Source organism: Pseudomonas putida (assembly GCF_016406145.1).
GTDB lineage: Bacteria > Pseudomonadota > Gammaproteobacteria > Pseudomonadales > Pseudomonadaceae > Aquipseudomonas > Aquipseudomonas putida_E.
Genome location: NZ_CP066306.1, coordinates 1,678,604 through 1,695,135 on the forward strand (window position 1 = coordinate 1,678,604; position 16,532 = coordinate 1,695,135).

Sequence of the window (16,532 nt, forward strand, 5' to 3'; positions counted from 1 at the left end):
CGGCAATTACTGCATAAGGCTTGCGGGCGATGGGGTGCAATACTGCCCTGGTGGTCTCAGGGGACTGTTACCCCTTCCGTGGTCAGCATATCCACCAGCCGAATCAATGGCAGCCCGATCAGGCTGGTGGCATCGCACCCGTGGGTGCTCTTGAACAAGCTCACACCCAGCCCTTCGGCCTTGAAGCTGCCTGCGCAATCGAGCGGCTGCTCCGCCTTCACGTAGCGCTCCACGCGCTCACGGTCCAGTTCCCGCATCGTTACGGTAAACGGCACGCAATCGACCTGGCATTGCCCTGTGGCGCTGTTGAGCAGTGCCACCCCGGTCAGGAAGGTGACGTGCTGCCCGCTGGCTTCCAGCAGTTGCTCGCAGGCGCGCTCGAAACTGTGCGGCTTGCCCAGTATCTGCTCGCCCAGTACCGCTACCTGGTCGGAGCCGATGATCAGGTGTTGCGGGTGGCTGCCGGCCAGTGCCTCGGCCTTCTGTCTGGCCAGGCGTCGCACCAGCTCGGTGGCGGGCTCGTCAGCGAGCCGCCGTTCGTCCAGGTCGGGGCTTGCCCAGGTGAAGGGCAGGCCCAGGCGCGCGAACAGTTCGCGCCGGTAAGGGGAGCTGGAAGCCAGCAACAAAGGCAGCATGGTAGACTCCTGATCGGTTGATCCCGATTCTAACATGCAACATGCCGCCGAATTTCCTTTGACAGGTGCAGGGGGCATCCCTAGAATGCTGCGCCTATGTTGAATGACCCGATTCCACCTCACGTTGACCCGCGCAAATTAGCCGATCGTGGCGTAACCCTTAACGGTTCGCTGCAACTCGCTGATTTGGAAAGACTCTGCGACCCGCTTTCCGACAATGTCGGTACGGTGCAGGCGAAGTTCGATTTTGAACGAGATGAACAGCACGTGGTGGTTATCCACAGCGAGCTGGATGTCGAAGTCAAAATGGTTTGCCAGCGTTGTCTTGAGCTGGTCACCCTGCCGATTCACAGCGAATGCACTTACGCTGTGGTGAAGGAGGGTGCGAATACCCAGTCGTTGCCGAAAGGCTATGACGTGCTGGAACTGGGCGAAGATCCTTTGGATCTGCAGGCCTTGATCGAGGAGGAGCTTCTGCTCGCCTTGCCCATCGTGCCTGCTCATCATCCGGAAGAATGCCAGCAGCCGGCGGGCGCAGACGAGCCCGAATCGAGCAAGGACGAGGTATCGCGGTCCAACCCGTTCAGTGTTTTGGCGCAGTTAAAGCGTGACCCAAACGTTTAGGAGTTAATCAATTATGGCTGTTCAGCAGAACAAAAAATCCCGCTCTGCCCGTGACATGCGCCGTTCGCACGACGCTCTGTCGGAAAACGCGCTGTCGGTAGAGAAAACCACCGGTGAAGTACACCTGCGTCACCACGTATCGCCAGAAGGCGTTTACCGTGGCCGTAAAGTGATCGACAAGGGCGCTGACGAGTAATCCTTGTCTGCTCAGGTCATCGCGATCGACGCAATGGGCGGGGACTTCGGTCCCCGCAGCATTGTCCAGGCTAGCATTGCCTGCCTTTCGGCTACCCCCTCGCTGCACCTGACCCTCGTCGGTCAACCTTCCCTCCTAGAAGATCTTGTCAGTGGCCTTGCAGCTGCGGATCGCGCGCGCCTGCAGATTGTCGCTGCCAGTGAGGTGATCGGTATGGACGAGCGGCCATCCCAGGCGTTGCGCGGTAAACCGGACTCGTCGATGCGCATCGCCCTAGAACTGGTGCGTGATGGCAAGGCCCAGGCGTGCGTCAGTGCCGGCAATACCGGTGCGCTGATGGCGCTGTCGCGCTTGGTGCTCAAGACGCTGCCGGGTATCGATCGGCCGGCCATGGTTGCGGCTATCCCGACTCAGGCGGGTTACTGTCAGTTGCTCGATCTGGGTGCCAATGTCGACTGCAGTGCCGAGAACCTCTACCAGTTTGCCGTAATGGGCTCGGTTGCGGCGCAGGCCTTGGGTGTCCGGCGCCCGCGCGTGGCACTTTTGAACATTGGTACCGAGGACATCAAGGGCAATCAGCAGGTCAAGCTGGCTGCCACGCTGTTGCAGAACGCTCGTGGCCTCAATTATGTCGGCTTCGTCGAGGGTGATGGCCTTTATCGGGGGGAGGCGGACGTGGTGGTATGCGACGGCTTTGTCGGTAATATCCTGCTCAAATCCAGCGAGGGCCTGGCGACTATGATCGCTGCGCGCATCGAAAAACTGTTCAAGGGTGGCCCGTTATCACGTGTTGCCGGGGCCGTCGCGATGCCGCTGCTCAAGCGTCTGCAGGCCGACCTGGCGCCGGCGCGGCATAATGGGGCAAGTTTTCTGGGCCTGCAGGGTATCGTCATCAAGAGCCATGGCTCGGCCGGCGTGCAGGGCTTTCAAAGCGCCATCCAGCGTGCGCTGATCGAGATCCAGGAAAACCTTCCGCAGCGCCTGCACGGGCGCCTTGAAGATCTCTTGCCTTAGGCATTTCGCCGATGAAGTGCTTAAATGTGACCGCTTGGTCCGCGTTTCCATCCAAGTTTTCAGTTTCCGCGTCTAGTCTTTGGCTCGGCGCACTCTATCCGACGACAAGATCATAAGGGCTTGTTCAATGTCTGCATCCCTCGCATTCGTCTTCCCCGGTCAAGGTTCCCAGTCGCTGGGCATGCTCAAAGAACTGGGCGCTGAAAAGCCGGTGATCGTTGAGACCTTCAAGGAAGCCTCCGAGGCTCTGGGTTACGACCTGTGGGAGCTGGTCCAGGAAGGCCCGGAAGAGCAACTCAATCAAACCGACAAGACCCAGCCGGCCATCCTCACTGCCTCCATCGCCCTGTGGCGCCTGTGGCTGGAGGAGGGTGGCGCGCAGCCGGCCTTCGTGTCGGGTCATAGCCTGGGCGAATACTCCGCTCTGGTCGCTGCTGGCAGTCTGTCGCTCAAAGACGCCGTCAAGCTGGTCAAGCGCCGTGGCGAACTGATGCAGGAAGCCGTGCCGGCCGGTCATGGCGCCATGGCCGCCATCCTCGGCCTGGGCGACGATGATGTGAAGGCCATTTGCGCCGAAGCGGCCGAAGATGAAGTGGTCAGCGCAGTCAATTTCAACTCTCCAGGCCAGGTGGTCATCGCCGGCAACGTCGCGGCGGTCAATCGTGCCATTGAGCTGTGCAAAGCCAAGGGCGCCAAGCGCGCCTTGCCGCTGCCGGTCAGCGTGCCGTCGCACTGCGCCCTGATGAAGCCGGCTGCCGATCGTTTCGCCGAGCACGTCAATGCCATCGACTGGAAGGCACCGCAGATTCCGGTAGTGCAGAACGTTACTGCCGCCGTCGCCGCCGACCTCGACACCCTCAAGCAGGATCTGCTGGCGCAGCTGTATCAGCCGGTTCGCTGGGTTGAATGCGTGCAGACCCTCGCCGCAAACGGCGCAGTCAACCTGGTCGAGTGTGGCCCGGGCAAGGTGCTGGCTGGCCTGAACAAGCGTTGCGCCGACGGTGTGACCACCTACAACCTCAATACCCCCGACGCCGTCGCCGCCACCCGTGCGGCATTGGCCTGAATTTGGAGAAGCTTGCATGAGCCTGCAAGGTAAAGTTGCACTGGTTACCGGCGCCAGCCGGGGTATCGGCCAGGCCATCGCCCTCGAGCTGGGCCGCCAGGGCGCGACCGTGATCGGTACCGCGACTTCGGCTTCCGGTGCCGAGCGCATCGCCGCGACCCTGAAAGAGCACGGTATCACCGGTACCGGCATGGAGCTGAACGTCACCAGCGCCGAGTCCGTGGAAGCGGTATTGGGCGCCATCGGCGAGCAGTTCGGTGCCCCGGCCATTCTTGTCAACAACGCTGGCATCACCCGCGACAACCTCATGCTGCGCATGAAGGACGACGAGTGGTTCGACGTGATCGACACCAACCTGAACAGCCTCTACCGTTTGTCCAAGGGCGTGCTGCGTGGCATGACCAAGGCGCGTTGGGGTCGTATCATCAGCATCGGCTCGGTCGTCGGTGCCATGGGTAACGCTGGCCAGGCCAACTATGCGGCCGCCAAGGCCGGCCTGGAAGGCTTCAGCCGCGCCCTTGCGCGTGAAGTCGGCTCGCGCGGTATCACCGTCAATTCGGTGACCCCAGGCTTCATTGATACCGACATGACCCGCGAATTGCCAGAAGCGCAGCGCGAAGCCCTGCAGACCCAGATTCCGCTGGGCCGCCTGGGTCAGGCCGAAGAAATCGCCAAGGTGGTTTCCTTCCTGGCATCCGACGGCGCAGCCTATGTCACCGGCGCTACCGTGCCGGTGAACGGCGGGATGTACATGTAACACTGCAACTCAATGTGACGGATTGCTTAAAAAAAGAGTCATACTCCCAGCCTAAAATCCGTTATAAAGCTGCAACCAGATTCCAGGCAGAGGGTAGGGTGACTGAAGCGAAGGTGCGTTCCGCTTGAAAAGCGAACGTCTTTCTATAAAATTGGTCACCGGCCAGCTGCCTGACATATATCCATTAGGAGTGAAAACTAGGTATGAGCACCATCGAAGAACGCGTCAAGAAAATCGTCGCCGAGCAACTGGGCGTGAAGGAAGATGAAGTGACCAACGAGAAGTCCTTTGTCGATGACCTGGGTGCCGATTCGCTTGACACCGTTGAGCTGGTGATGGCTCTGGAAGAGGAATTCGAGACTGAAATCCCTGACGAAGAAGCCGAGAAGATCACTACCGTTCAAGCTGCCATCGACTACGTCAACTCCCACCAGGGTTAAGACGCTGTAGTCGACGCTTCTTGTCGAGAAGAACCGCACTGCCTTTGCCGGCGTGCGGTTTTTTCTTTGCGAAGGTCCTGCAATGATCCGCAGGCTTCGAGAGCCTGTTGCCATTTCATTCCATTGCCTTGAATGCAATGGCAAGAGACTCTGTTATTAGAAAAGGAGAGTACTGTGTCGCGTAGACGCGTCGTGGTCACTGGTATGGGTATGCTGTCGCCACTGGGTACGGATGTACCGAGCACCTGGCAGGGCATTCTGGCTGGCCGCAGTGGCATCGGGCCGATCGAGCATACGGACCTTTCTGCCTACTCCACCCGTTTTGGCGGCTCGGTGAAGGGCTTTGAGGTCGAGCAGTACCTGTCGGCCAAGGAAGCTCGCAAGCTTGACCTGTTCATTCAGTACGGCCTGGCGGCCGGTTTCCAGGCGGTACGCAATGCCGGCCTGGAAGTCACCGACGCCAACCGCGAGCGCATTGGCGTGGCCATGGGCTCCGGGATCGGCGGCCTGACCAACATCGAAGAAACCAGCCGCACCTTGCACGATCAAGGCCCGCGCCGCATTTCGCCGTTCTTCGTGCCAGGTTCGATCATCAACATGATCTCCGGCTTCCTGTCGATCCATCTGGGGTTGCAGGGCCCGAATTATGCCATTGCCACTGCCTGTACCACTGGCACCCACTGTATCGGCATGGCGGCTCGCAACATCGCCTACGGTGAAGCCGACGTGATGATCGCCGGTGGCGCCGAAATGGCCGCTTGCGGCTTGGGCATGGGTGGCTTTGGTGCTTCTCGCGCACTGTCGACCCGTAACGATGAGCCGGCCCGTGCCAGTCGCCCGTGGGACAAGGGGCGTGATGGTTTTGTACTCTCCGACGGCGCCGGTGCACTGGTACTCGAAGAGCTGGAGCACGCCCAGGCCCGTGGTGCGACCATTTATGCCGAGCTGGTTGGTTTCGGCATGAGCGGCGACGCTTACCACATGACTTCGCCACCCGACAGTGGCGAAGGCGCAGCGCGCTGCATGGCCAACGCCTTGCGTGATGCTGGCATTCAGCCGGCTGAGGTCAGTTACATCAACGCCCACGGCACCTCGACTCCGGCTGGCGATGTCGCTGAGGTCGCGGCGATCAAGCGTGTGTTCGGCGAGCACGCCTACAAGCTGGCTGTCAGCTCGACCAAGTCGATGACCGGTCACCTGCTGGGGGCTGCGGGCGCTGTAGAGGCGATCTTCAGCGTGTTGGCGATCAACAGCCAGATGGCGCCGCCAACCATCAACCTCGATGAGCCGGACGAAGGCTGCGACCTCGACTTCGTGCCCCACCAGGCGCGCAGCATGCCGATCGACGTAGTGCTGTCCAACTCGTTCGGCTTTGGCGGCACCAACGGCTCGCTGGTGTTCCGCCGGTTCGCCGGCTGATGCACAGCTGGATCGACGGCCAGCCTGCGACTGCGGTCAACCTGCAGAACCGTGGCCTGGCCTATGGCGATGGTTTGTTCGAGACCATCGCCGTACGCAGTGGCCGGCCCAGCATGCTGGACGGTCACCTGGCACGCCTGGCCCTGGGCTGCCAGCGCCTGGCAATCAATGCCGACGTTGCGTTGGTGCGCGATGAAATCCTGCGTTATGCCAGCCAACTGGGTGACGGCGTCGCCAAGCTGATCCTCACCAGGGGCGACAGCCAGCGTGGCTATGCGCCGATGGCAGGTGCTGCGCCGCGGCGCATCCTGCTGAGCAGCCCGCTGCCCAGCTACCCGGGCGAACATGCCGAACACGGTGTGCGTCTTTTCCCTTGCCAGACCCGGCTTGGGGAACAACCGTTGCTCGCAGGCCTCAAACACCTCAACCGCCTGGAGCAGGTGCTGGCCCGTGCCGAATGGCAGGACAGCGAACATGCCGAAGGCTTGATGTGTGATGGGCAAGGCAGGCTGGTCGAAGGTGTTTACAGCAATCTTTTCCTGGTGCAAGGCGGCGTGTTGCTCACCGCCGAACTCAGCCGTTGCGGCGTTGCAGGCGTGATGCGAGGTGCGTTGCTGGAACAGGCGCAGGCACAGGGTATCCCGGTGCAGGTGCGCGACCTGTCTTTCGACGAGCTTGCGCTGGCTGATGAGGTATTTATCTGCAACAGCGTTTATGGGGTCTGGCCTGTGCGGGCTTTTGCTGCACTGAACTGGTCGCCGGGCCCGCTCACCCGTAAACTGCAGGCCTTTGCCCGTACGTTACTGGATACCTGAATTCGTGAGACGCAAAATCCTGCTGCTGCTGGAAATGGGCTTGATCCTGGCCGGCCTGGCATTGGGCTGGTCTGCCTGGAAGGTCAACTCGGTGCTGGAGCAGCCCTTGCGCGTGACGCAGGAGCAACTGCTCGACGTGCCCAATGGCACCAACCCCAATCGCATGTTCTACCGCATGGAAGGCGAGGGGTTGCTCGATGACGCCTTCTGGTTGCGCCTGTACTGGCGCTTCAACATGGCCGGCACGCCCCTGAAAACCGGCGAATATCGCATCACGCCGGGCATGACCGTCGAAGACTTGTTCGACGCCTGGCGCCGCGCCGATGTGGTGCAGTACAACCTGACTCTGGTGGAGGGTTGGACCTTCCGCCAGGTGCGTTCGGCGATCGCCAGGCACGAGAAGATCAAGCACACCCTCGAGGGCCTTACCGACTCCGAAGTCATGGACAAGCTTGGCCATACCGGCGTGTTTCCGGAGGGCCGGTTCTTCCCTGATACCTACCGTTTCGTGCGGGGCATGAGTGACGTCGAGCTGTTGCAGCAGGCCTATATGCGGCTGGACGAAGTGTTGGCCAAAGAGTGGGCCGAGCGCGCCACTGATCTGCCTTATCGTGACCCGTACCAGGCGCTGATCATGGCTTCGTTGGTGGAGAAGGAAACCGGCATCCCGCAGGAGCGCGGGCAGATTGCCGGGGTCTTCGTTCGTCGCCTGCGGCTGGGCATGATGCTGCAGACAGACCCTACTGTCATTTACGGTATGGGCGAACGCTACAACGGCAGAATCACCCGCGCCGACCTGCGTGAGCCAACGCCTTACAACACCTATACCATCTCTGGTTTGCCGCCCACGCCGATCGCCATGGTTGGGCGAGAGGCGATCCACGCTGCGCTCCATCCATCCGATGGCACCAGCCTGTACTTCGTCGCCCGGGGTGATGGCAGTCATGTGTTCTCCGACGATCTGGACGATCACAACTCAGCAGTGCGCGAGTATCAGCTCAAGCGGCGTGCGGATTACCGGTCAAGCCCCGCTCCCCAGGCTCAGCCGGATGCGCAGGGCGTACCGGCCCCTGCGTCGCCAGAGCCGGGCGAACCCTCTGCGCAGGACCCGGCACCGGCCAGCGACCCCGCCCCGGCCGACGCGCCCGCGCCTGACGAACAACATTAAGGACTGCCTGTGAGCGGCTTGTTTATTACCCTGGAAGGCCCCGAAGGCGCGGGCAAAAGTACCAACCGTGATTACCTGGCTGCACGCCTGCGAGAGCAGGGGCTGGATGTGGTGCTTACCCGCGAGCCTGGCGGTACTCCGCTGGCTGAAAAAGTTCGCGAACTGCTGTTGGCACCGAGTGATGAGGTGATGGCCGCCGATACCGAGCTGCTGTTGGTGTTCGCCGCGCGCGCCCAGCACCTGGCGCAGGTGATCCGCCCGGCGCTGGCCCGCGGGGCCGTGGTGCTGTGTGATCGTTTCACGGACGCTACCTACGCCTACCAAGGCGGTGGCCGCGGCCTTTCGGTAGAGCGGATCGCCGCGCTGGAGCAGTTTGTCCAAGGCGAGCTGCGCCCCGACCTTACGCTGGTTTTCGACCTGCCGGTGGAAGTAGGGTTGGCCCGTGCTGCTGCCCGTGGGCGGCTGGATCGTTTCGAGCAGGAGGGCCAAGCCTTCTTCGAGGCCGTGCGCCAGGCTTACCTGCAGCGCGCTCGGCGCGAGCCGCAGCGCTACGATCTGCTGGACGCGGCGCAGCCGCTGGAAGCCGTGCAGCGCGCCATTGACGCGCTGTTGCCGGGCATCCTGGAGCGTTGCCGTGGCTGAAGCCTACCCTTGGCAGCAGGCGCTGTGGCAGCAGTTGGCAGGGCGTGCGCAGCATGCCCACGCCTACCTGCTGCACGGGCCGCAGGGTATCGGCAAGCGCGCCTTGGCCGAGCGCCTGATGGCCCGCTTGTTGTGCCAGCAGCCACAGGGGCTTGATGCCTGCGGGAAGTGCAAGTCCTGCTTGCTGCTCAACGCGGGCAGCCATCCGGACAACTTTGTGCTGGAGCCGGAAGAGGCTGATAAGCCGATCAAGGTCGATCAGGTGCGCGAGCTTGTGTCCTTCGTCGTGCAGACGGCGCAACTGGGCGGGCGCAAGGTAATCCTGATCGAGCCGGTCGAGGCGATGAACGTCAATGCGTCCAACGCCCTGCTCAAAAGCCTGGAAGAGCCTTCCGGCGACACCGTGCTGCTGCTGGTCAGCCACCAGCCCAGCCGCCTGTTACCGACCATCAAGAGCCGCTGCCAGCAGGTCAGTTGCCCGCAGCCGAGCCTAGCCCAGGGCCAGGCCTGGCTGGCGACTGCGCTGGCCGGCAGTGACGAAACCGAGCGTGACGAACTGCTGACCCTCGCTGCCGGCTCGCCGTTGATGGCGATGAACCTGCACGCCCAAGGTGTGCGCGAGCAACGCGCGCTGGTAACCGATGGGGTGAAAAAGCTGCTCAAGCAGCAGCAATCACCCAGTCAGCTGGCCGAGGCGTGGAGTGGTGTGCCCTTGTTGCTGCTGTTCGACTGGTTCTTTGACTGGTCGCACCTGATCCTGCGTTATCAATTGACCCAGGACGAGCAGGGGCTAGGCTTGGCCGATATGCGCAAGGTGGTGCAGTACCTTGCGCAGAAGAGCCGGCAGGCCAAGGTGCTCGAGGTGCAGGCGTGGATCCTCGAGCAGCGCCAGAAGGTGCTGGGCAAGGCGAACCTCAACCGCGTGCTGCTGCTGGAAGCTTTGTTGGCCCATTGGGTGCAGTTGCCCGGCTCCCGCTGATTTTTCAATTTTTCATGTGTGACGTCTCCCATGCTCGTAGATTCTCATTGCCACCTCGACCGTCTTGACCTCAGTGCCCATCAGGGCTCCCTCGATGCCGCCCTGCAGGCGGCCCGCGAGCGCGGGGTCGGGCATTTTCTGTGCATCGGTGTCAGTGCCGAAAATGCCGGTGCAGTGAAGGCGCTGAGCGAGCAGTACGCTGATGTCGACTGCTCGGTGGGCGTGCACCCGCTTGACCTGGCCCCCGGCGAGACCCCGGCGCTGGAATGGCTCTTGCGCGAACTGGCTCACCCGCATGTCGTCGCGATTGGCGAAACCGGGCTGGACTACCACTACGAGCCGGAGGCGGCCGAGCTGCAACAGGCGTCGTTCCGCCTGCACCTGGAGGCGTCGCGCCAGACTGGCAAACCGGTGATCGTGCATACGCGAGCAGCCAGAGCTGACACCTTGGCGCTGCTGCGTGAGGCCAGCCTGCCGCAGGCCGGTGTGCTGCATTGCTTCACCGAGGACTGGGAGATGGCCAGGGCGGCCCTGGACCTGGGTTACTACATTTCGCTGTCCGGTATTGTCACCTTCCGCAATGCCGATGCGTTGCGCGAGGTGGCGCGACAGGTGCCGGTCGATCGATTGCTGGTGGAGACCGATTCGCCTTACCTGGCTCCGATTCCTTACCGTGGCAAGCCGAACCTTCCGCAGTACGTGCGAGAGGTGGCCGAGTACGTGGCGTCCTTGCGCGGCGTCAGCTACCAGCAGTTGGCCGGGCAAACCACCGACAACTTCAAGCGGTTGTTCCCTTTGGCCCGGGTAGCCTGAGTCGGGCGCCAATCTCAACGGCGCTGCAAAGCTGCCAGCGGGCCAGCTTCGTCATACAGGCAAAAAAAACCCGGGTTCTGGGGGAGGAATCCGGGTTAAGACCATTAGGAGTAAAACAAAGGTACGCGGTCCGTGAGCACCTTTATCGACGCGCCACTGGGGGGGATGCGCCGCGCCAACACTTCTAGTATTGGTCAGGTTTGGCGCAGTGCCAGTGCCAATTGTTCGTTTTTTAAACAGATTTGGAATACGCCCGAGCCCGCTTCCTTCCTCAGCGCATGGCAAGGCGCCGTACTTGCTGCACAGCTTCGTCGATAAGCTGCTCACTGGTATAGAAGTGCGGCGAAAAGCGCACACCTGGGCCTCGCAGAGCACAGATCGTCCGCTCTGCGGTCAGGGTGCGATGAATGTCTGCGCTGTTCTGGCCGGAAATACTGAATGTGACAATTCCCGCCCGTTGCTCCGGGCTATCCGGGCTATGCAACTGGACCCTGGCGATACCCGCCAGCCCTTGATGCAACTGCTCGACGCGTCGCTGCAATTGTCGGGCAACTTCGTCCATGCCGACTTCCTCGAGCAGCGACAAGCTAGCCTCCAGCGCGCAAGCGCCCAGCATGTTCGGGCTGCCGCATTCGAACCGCCGTGCGCTGCGGGCGGGCTGCCACTGACGGCGTTCGAAGTCACCCAGATTATCCAGCATGTGCCAGCCATAGGCGTTGAGCCTTAGCTGCGGGCGCAACGCGGCCCTGCAGTAGAATACCCCCAGGCCTTCAGGGCCCAGCATCCATTTGTGGCCGTCAGCCATGGCGAAATCACACTCATAGCGCTGCACGTCGAAAGGCAGGGCGCCAATCTGCTGAATGGCATCGACGCAGAACAGTACATTGCGTGCCCGACACCCCTGGCCCAAGCGTGTCAGATCCAGGCGCAGGCCGCTGCCGAACTGCACGGCGCTGATAGCCAGCAGGCGTGTGCGCCGGTTGCAGGCCCCGAGTAGCGAAGCCTCCGGATCGGCTACGGCGAGGCTTGCCTGAACTACCTCGACGCCGCGATCGGTCAGCGCTTCCCAGACCACCCGGTTGGAAGGGAACTCCTCGTCGCTGATCACCACCTGGTCGCCGGGCTGCCAGTCCAGGCCGAAAGCCACCAGCGAGAGTGCCTCGGAAGTGTTCTTGACCAGCGCGATATCGCCGCGTGAGGGCGCGTTGAGCAGGCGCGCAAGCCGTTCACGCAGGCGTCGCTCGGTGGCCAACCATGCCGGGTAGTCACTAGCGCCCAGGTTCACGTTTTCCCGCGCAAAGCGCGACACGGCTTCGCTGGCCCTGCGTGGCCAGGGGGCGATGGCCGCGTGGTTCAGGTAGCGCAGCCCCGGAGCCTGGTCGAACTCATCGTGAAACATAGACATGGTTGGATGATCCGTGCAATTTGCTGCAAGTTAGGCATAATAAACCGCTTCAATGTCATCCAGTCCTTCCCATGCAGAAAGAACCTCGTAAGGTCCGTGAGTTTCGCCGTCGCGAACAGGAAATCCTCGATACTGCGCTCAAGCTGTTTCTCGAACAGGGTGAAGACAGTGTCACCGTCGAGATGATCGCTGACGCTGTAGGTATCGGCAAAGGTACGATCTACAAGCACTTCAAGTCCAAGGCGGAGATCTACCTGCGCCTGATGCTCGACTACGAGCGTGACCTGAATGCGCTGTTGCATTCGGCCGATGTCGACCGCGACAAAGAGGCGCTGTCGCGCGCCTATTTCGAGTTCCGCATGCGCGACCCGCAGCGTTACCGGTTGTTCGATCGCCTGGAAGAAAAGGTGGTCAAGGGCAACCAGGTGCCGGAGATGGTCGAGGAGCTGCACAGCATCCGTGCCTCCAACTTCGATCGGCTGACCCAGCTGATCAAGGGCCGCATCAGCGAAGGCAAGCTCGAAGACGTGCCGCCATACTTCCATTACTGCGCAGCCTGGGCCTTGGTGCACGGTGCCGTGGCGCTCTACCACTCGCCATTCTGGAGCAATGTGCTTGAGGACCAGGAAGGTTTCTTCCAGTTCCTCATGGACATCGGCGTGCGCATGGGCAACAAGCGCAAGCGTGACCCGGAACCCGCGAGCTGAAGCGCTCCGTCCCGGTTCGCTGAATTCGGTGTGGAACGGGGGCTTGCAAAAACCTGAATTTTGAGTCAGGTTTTGCCGGCCCCGTTTCATCCATGCCGGAGTCATTCATGATTGTCGATCGTCAAGGCAGGCGTTTTCGCAACCTGCGCGTCAGCCTGACGGCTGCCTGCAACTATGCCTGCAGCTACTGCGTGCCCAACGGCAAACGTCTGGTTGCGGCGCAGGATGAGCTGTCCGCCGAGGCGCTGGCCCGCGGGGTGGCCTATCTGATCGAGGCCGCCGGTATCGAGCGCTTGCGTATTACCGGCGGTGAGCCACTGGTCAGCCCCAGGCTGAATGCTTTTTTGGCTGCAGTGGCCAAGCTTGAGCTCCAGGACATCACCCTGACTACCAATGGTCAGTTGCTCGGGCGCAAGTTGCCGCAGTTGCAGGCGGCCGGCATCCGTCGCTTGAATGTCTCCCTCGATACGCTCGACCCCCAGGCATTTCGGCGAATCGCCCGTGGTGGCGACCTGGCCAGTGTTCTCGCGGGCATGCAGCAGGCCAGTGCCAGGGGCATGCAGATCAAGGTCAACATGGTACCCATGCGTGGGCAGAACCTGGACCAGGTTGTGCCCATGCTCGACTACTGCCTGGCCCGAGGCTTCGAGCTGCGTTTCATCGAGCTGATGCGCATGGGTCATCTGGCCCGCGATCACAACGCATTCCTGCAGCAGTTCGTGGGGCTCGATCAGTTGCTGGACCTGATTGGTCACGCGCATGCCTTTGAGAGGGCCGATGCGCCGCTGGATGCCACTGCGTTGCGTTACCAGATACCGGGCAAGGGCCATTTCGGCGTGATCGCCAACGAGAGCGTACCGTTTTGCCGGAGCTGTTCGCGCCTGCGCCTGTCATCTACCGGCTGGCTGCATGGATGTCTGTCGTCGAGCAACCGTCACTTTGTCGGCGATCTGCTGGAGCAGCCTCGTCATCAGGCGCTACCAGCCCTGCAGCGGTTGCTGGTCAAGGCGTTGGCCGACAAACAGGCGGTGGCGTTTTCCGGTGACGTGATGGTGATGAAGGTGATCGGCGGCTGATCTGGCGCAAAAGCTGCATCCGCCGGCTATTCGCCGGTTTTTCGTCGCCGGTCACTGGAGGAAAGATGCGTAGCCTGGTCTTGCTGCTGGCGCTTATGGCGCTGGGCGGCTGCATGAATGTCAGCGATATGGGCGAGGGCGTCCGTTACCACATGAGCGATGCCGGCCTGCTGGATCACAGCGACACACGCCGCACGCTGTCGATTCGCCTGCAGCCCGATTCGTTCATCTTCATCGGCCAGGGCGCCTTCATGCCGCCAAGCAAAGGGCCAGTACCGAAGCAGAACGTGGTTGCCGAGGAGGCCTTCAAGAGCTTCGTCGAGTATTTCCCGCTGGTACGGCGCGCCCAGGGCCCGCTGGGCCTCGAAGAGGCCATCGCCGAGGCCCGCTCGGTCGGCGCCGACTATGTGCTGTATACCCGTTTTGCCCGCACCGACGACCGTATCGGCAATGGCGATGAGTGGTATGACGAGCAGGCTGTCGACCGCCTGGGCTGGGACACCGGTGTGGTGCAGATGATGCTGATCGAAACCAGTACCCGCTACCTCATCGACACTGCGCGAATCAAAAGCCGTGGCGGTTTGTTGACGTTCCACGACAATGCTCCGCAGGATTTGCTCGCAGCGCCGATGCGCGAGTACGCTCGTAGCCTTCTGGGCATGAGTGAGTGAGGGCAGGGTGATGACAGATTCCGGCAAGGCCAATGATCTTCTGGCGCAGTTACCCAAACACAAGGGCCTGCCGCCGGTGCATCTGTGGAATCCGGACTTCTGTGGCGATATCGATATGCGTATTGCCCGTGACGGTACCTGGTACTACCTGGGTACGCCGATCGGGCGCAAGCCGATGGTGCGCTTGTTCTCCACCATCATTCGTCGGGATGGCGACGCCTACTTCCTGGTCACGCCGGTGGAGAAAGTGGGTATTCGGGTCGACGATGCGCCGTTCGTTGCCGTGACGCTGGATGTGCGGGGGACAGGCGAGCAGCAGGTACTGAGTTTTACCAGCAACGTCGAGGATCAGGTAGAGGCCGGGCCAGGCAATCCGCTGCGGGTAGAGGTTGACCCTGTCACTCAGGAACCTTCGCCTTATGTGCTGATGCGCGGCAATCTAGAGGCGTTGATCCATCGCAATGTGTTTTACCAGCTGGTCGAGCTGGCGGTGCCTCGTGAGATCGCTGGCGAGCAGTGGCTGGGCGTCTGGAGCCATGGGCAGTTTTATCCCATCGGGCGCAACTGCTGAATATTTCGGCGTAGCAATAAAAAACCTCCAGTGCTTGCGCATCTGGAGGTTTTCGGTATTTGGCTCCGCGACCTGGACTCGAACCAGGGACCCAATGATTAACAGTCATTTGCTCTACCGACTGAGCTATCGCGGAATCTGCGCATATCTTACCGATTGCCAGGGGCAAGTCAACCCGCCCCCAGCAAATCAGGTAGTCAAATCAAGCAGTTACAGCACTTCTACGATGGCTTTGGTGACCACGTGGATATTGCTCTGGTTGAGTGCGGCCACGGCGATGCGGCCGGTATCCAGTGCGTAGATGCCGAACTCGTTCTTCAGGCGTGCCACTTGCTCTACGGTCAGGCCCGAATAGGAGAACATGCCCGCTTGACGGCCGACGAAGCTGAAGTCGCGCTTGGCGCCGTATTGGGCCAGCAGTTCGACCATCTGCTTGCGCATGCCGTGGATGCGCTGGCGCATTTCACCCAGCTCCGCTTCCCACATCTGGCGCAGTTCGGCACTGTTGAGCACGGTGGCGACGATGGTTGCGCCGTGGGTTGGCGGGTTGGAGTAGGTGGTACGGATCACGCGTTTGACTTGCGACAGCACGCGGGTGCTTTCGTCTTTGTTGCCGGTAACGATCGACAGTGCGCCAACGCGCTCGCCGTACAGCGAGAACGACTTGGAGAACGAGCTGGAAACGAAGAAGTCCAGGCCCGACTCGGCGAACAGGCGCACGGCAAAGGCGTCTTCGCCGATGCCTTCGCCAAAGCCCTGGTAGGCCATGTCGAGGAACGGTACGTGGCCCTTGGCCTTGACCACTTCCAGAACGTTTTTCCAGTCGTCCAGGCCCAGGTCGACACCTGTCGGGTTGTGGCAGCAGGCGTGCAGGACGATGATCGAGCCAGGCGGCAGGTTGTTCAGGTCTTCGAGCATGCCGGCGCGGTTGACGTCGTTGCTCGGGGCGTCGTAGTAGCGGTAGTTCTGTACCGGGAAGCCGGCAGTTTCAAACAGGGCGCGGTGGTTTTCCCAGCTTGGGTCGCTGATGGCGACCACGGCATCGGGCGACAGGCGCTTGAGGAAGTCGGCGCCGATCTTCAGTGCACCGGTACCGCCAACTGCCTGCACGGTAACCACGCGGCCAGCGGCCAGCAGTGGCGACTCGGCGCCGAAGATCAGTTTCTGCACGGCCTGGTCGTAGGTGGCGATGCCGTCGATCGGCAGATAGCCGCGTGAGGCATGCTGGGCGGCACGCTGGGTTTCGGCTTCGATCACGGCGCGCAGCAGCGGAATGCGGCCTTCCTCATTGCAGTACACACCCACACCCAGGTTGACCTTGTCGGTACGGGGATCGGCGTTGAATGCTTCGTTGAGGCCCAGAATGGGGTCGCGGGGTGCCAGCTCGACAGCGGAAAACAGGCTCATTGTTACCTTGGCTCTGAATGGAGAGTGATAGGGCGTACACGCTCCAGCCGAATGCACTGAAGCGGTGCACAAACGGGGAGTCAGTATAGTGATACCGACCGGTCACTGCGACAGTGTGGCGCAGCTT

19 protein-coding genes and 1 tRNA gene are annotated in these 16,532 nt (G+C 61.6%); 16 read left to right on the top strand and 4 right to left on the bottom strand.

Annotated features, from left to right (window positions below; genetic code table 11):
• Positions 1-56: 56 nt before the first annotated feature.
• Positions 57-635 (bottom strand): Maf family protein, encoded by a 579-nt coding sequence (locus JET17_RS07710; protein ID WP_012313430.1) that lies wholly within the window; start codon positions 633-635, stop codon positions 57-59.
• 96 nt (positions 636-731) lie between these two features.
• Here JET17_RS07710 and JET17_RS07715 point away from each other — a divergent pair, with 96 nt between their 5' ends.
• From JET17_RS07715 to JET17_RS07770, 12 genes are all read left to right on the top strand, one after another.
• The gene (locus tag JET17_RS07715; protein WP_012313431.1) at positions 732-1,259 is read left to right on the top strand and encodes a YceD family protein; all 528 of its coding nucleotides are present in this window, start codon (positions 732-734) and stop codon (positions 1,257-1,259) included.
• A 13-nt stretch (positions 1,260-1,272) separates the two neighbouring features.
• A complete protein-coding gene (gene rpmF / locus JET17_RS07720; protein WP_010223221.1) occupies positions 1,273-1,455 on the top strand; it encodes a 50S ribosomal protein L32 in 183 nt (60 codons plus the stop codon).
• A 3-nt stretch (positions 1,456-1,458) separates the two neighbouring features.
• Complete coding sequence (gene plsX / locus JET17_RS07725; RefSeq protein WP_080516464.1) at positions 1,459-2,469, top strand: phosphate acyltransferase PlsX; 1,011 nt, start codon at positions 1,459-1,461, stop codon at positions 2,467-2,469.
• Positions 2,470-2,596: 127 nt separating this feature from the next.
• Positions 2,597-3,535 carry an ACP S-malonyltransferase gene (gene fabD / locus JET17_RS07730; RefSeq protein ID WP_012313433.1) on the top strand — a complete coding sequence of 313 codons (939 nt, stop codon included), beginning with the start codon at positions 2,597-2,599 and terminating at the stop codon, positions 3,533-3,535.
• 16 nt (positions 3,536-3,551) lie between these two features.
• On the top strand, positions 3,552-4,292 hold the full coding sequence (gene fabG / locus JET17_RS07735; RefSeq protein WP_008096412.1) for a 3-oxoacyl-ACP reductase FabG: 741 nt from the start codon (positions 3,552-3,554) through the stop codon (positions 4,290-4,292).
• A gap of 203 nt (positions 4,293-4,495) precedes the next feature.
• Complete coding sequence (gene acpP, locus JET17_RS07740; RefSeq protein WP_012313434.1) at positions 4,496-4,732, top strand: acyl carrier protein; 237 nt, start codon at positions 4,496-4,498, stop codon at positions 4,730-4,732.
• A gap of 174 nt (positions 4,733-4,906) precedes the next feature.
• Positions 4,907-6,151 carry a beta-ketoacyl-ACP synthase II gene (fabF, locus tag JET17_RS07745; protein WP_012313435.1) on the top strand — a complete coding sequence of 415 codons (1,245 nt, stop codon included), beginning with the start codon at positions 4,907-4,909 and terminating at the stop codon, positions 6,149-6,151.
• The gene (gene pabC / locus JET17_RS07750; protein ID WP_012313436.1) at positions 6,151-6,966 is read left to right on the top strand and encodes an aminodeoxychorismate lyase; all 816 of its coding nucleotides are present in this window, start codon (positions 6,151-6,153) and stop codon (positions 6,964-6,966) included. Before fabF ends, pabC begins: the two co-directional genes overlap by 1 nt.
• A gap of 4 nt (positions 6,967-6,970) precedes the next feature.
• Positions 6,971-8,134 (top strand): endolytic transglycosylase MltG, encoded by a 1,164-nt coding sequence (gene mltG / locus JET17_RS07755; protein ID WP_012313437.1) that lies wholly within the window; start codon positions 6,971-6,973, stop codon positions 8,132-8,134.
• Between the two features lie 9 nt (positions 8,135-8,143).
• Complete coding sequence (gene tmk / locus JET17_RS07760; protein ID WP_042111273.1) at positions 8,144-8,776, top strand: dTMP kinase; 633 nt, start codon at positions 8,144-8,146, stop codon at positions 8,774-8,776.
• Positions 8,769-9,755: a DNA polymerase III subunit delta' gene (locus tag JET17_RS07765; RefSeq protein ID WP_012313439.1), complete on the top strand. Its 987-nt coding sequence runs from the start codon at positions 8,769-8,771 to the stop codon at positions 9,753-9,755. The genes tmk and JET17_RS07765 overlap by 8 nt, the downstream gene beginning before the upstream one ends.
• Positions 9,756-9,785: 30 nt before the next feature.
• Positions 9,786-10,568 (top strand): TatD family hydrolase, encoded by a 783-nt coding sequence (locus tag JET17_RS07770; RefSeq protein WP_012313440.1) that lies wholly within the window; start codon positions 9,786-9,788, stop codon positions 10,566-10,568.
• A 271-nt stretch (positions 10,569-10,839) separates the two neighbouring features.
• Here the strand turns inward: JET17_RS07770 and JET17_RS07775 are convergent, their stop codons facing one another.
• Positions 10,840-11,973 carry an aminotransferase class V-fold PLP-dependent enzyme gene (locus JET17_RS07775; protein WP_012313441.1) on the bottom strand — a complete coding sequence of 378 codons (1,134 nt, stop codon included), beginning with the start codon at positions 11,971-11,973 and terminating at the stop codon, positions 10,840-10,842.
• 71 nt (positions 11,974-12,044) lie between these two features.
• Here JET17_RS07775 and JET17_RS07780 point away from each other — a divergent pair, with 71 nt between their 5' ends.
• The 4 genes from JET17_RS07780 to JET17_RS07795 all read left to right on the top strand — a co-directional run bounded on the left by JET17_RS07780 (position 12,045) and on the right by JET17_RS07795 (position 14,998).
• Positions 12,045-12,680 carry a TetR/AcrR family transcriptional regulator gene (locus JET17_RS07780; protein ID WP_012313442.1) on the top strand — a complete coding sequence of 212 codons (636 nt, stop codon included), beginning with the start codon at positions 12,045-12,047 and terminating at the stop codon, positions 12,678-12,680.
• 107 nt (positions 12,681-12,787) lie between these two features.
• On the top strand, positions 12,788-13,756 hold the full coding sequence (locus JET17_RS07785; RefSeq protein WP_012313443.1) for a GTP 3',8-cyclase MoaA: 969 nt from the start codon (positions 12,788-12,790) through the stop codon (positions 13,754-13,756).
• Between the two features lie 65 nt (positions 13,757-13,821).
• Positions 13,822-14,427 (top strand): DUF4823 domain-containing protein, encoded by a 606-nt coding sequence (locus JET17_RS07790; RefSeq protein WP_012313444.1) that lies wholly within the window; start codon positions 13,822-13,824, stop codon positions 14,425-14,427.
• Positions 14,428-14,437: 10 nt separating this feature from the next.
• Positions 14,438-14,998, top strand: a complete 561-nt coding sequence (locus JET17_RS07795) for a DUF1285 domain-containing protein (protein WP_012313445.1) — start codon at positions 14,438-14,440, stop codon at positions 14,996-14,998.
• 60 nt (positions 14,999-15,058) lie between these two features.
• Here the strand turns inward: JET17_RS07795 and JET17_RS07800 are convergent.
• Together JET17_RS07800 and JET17_RS07805 are read right to left on the bottom strand one after the other, a co-directional pair.
• Positions 15,059-15,134 (bottom strand) — tRNA-Asn (locus JET17_RS07800).
• A gap of 74 nt (positions 15,135-15,208) precedes the next feature.
• Positions 15,209-16,405 carry an amino acid aminotransferase gene (locus JET17_RS07805; protein WP_012313446.1) on the bottom strand — a complete coding sequence of 399 codons (1,197 nt, stop codon included), beginning with the start codon at positions 16,403-16,405 and terminating at the stop codon, positions 15,209-15,211.
• Between the last annotated feature and the right edge of the window lie 127 nt (positions 16,406-16,532).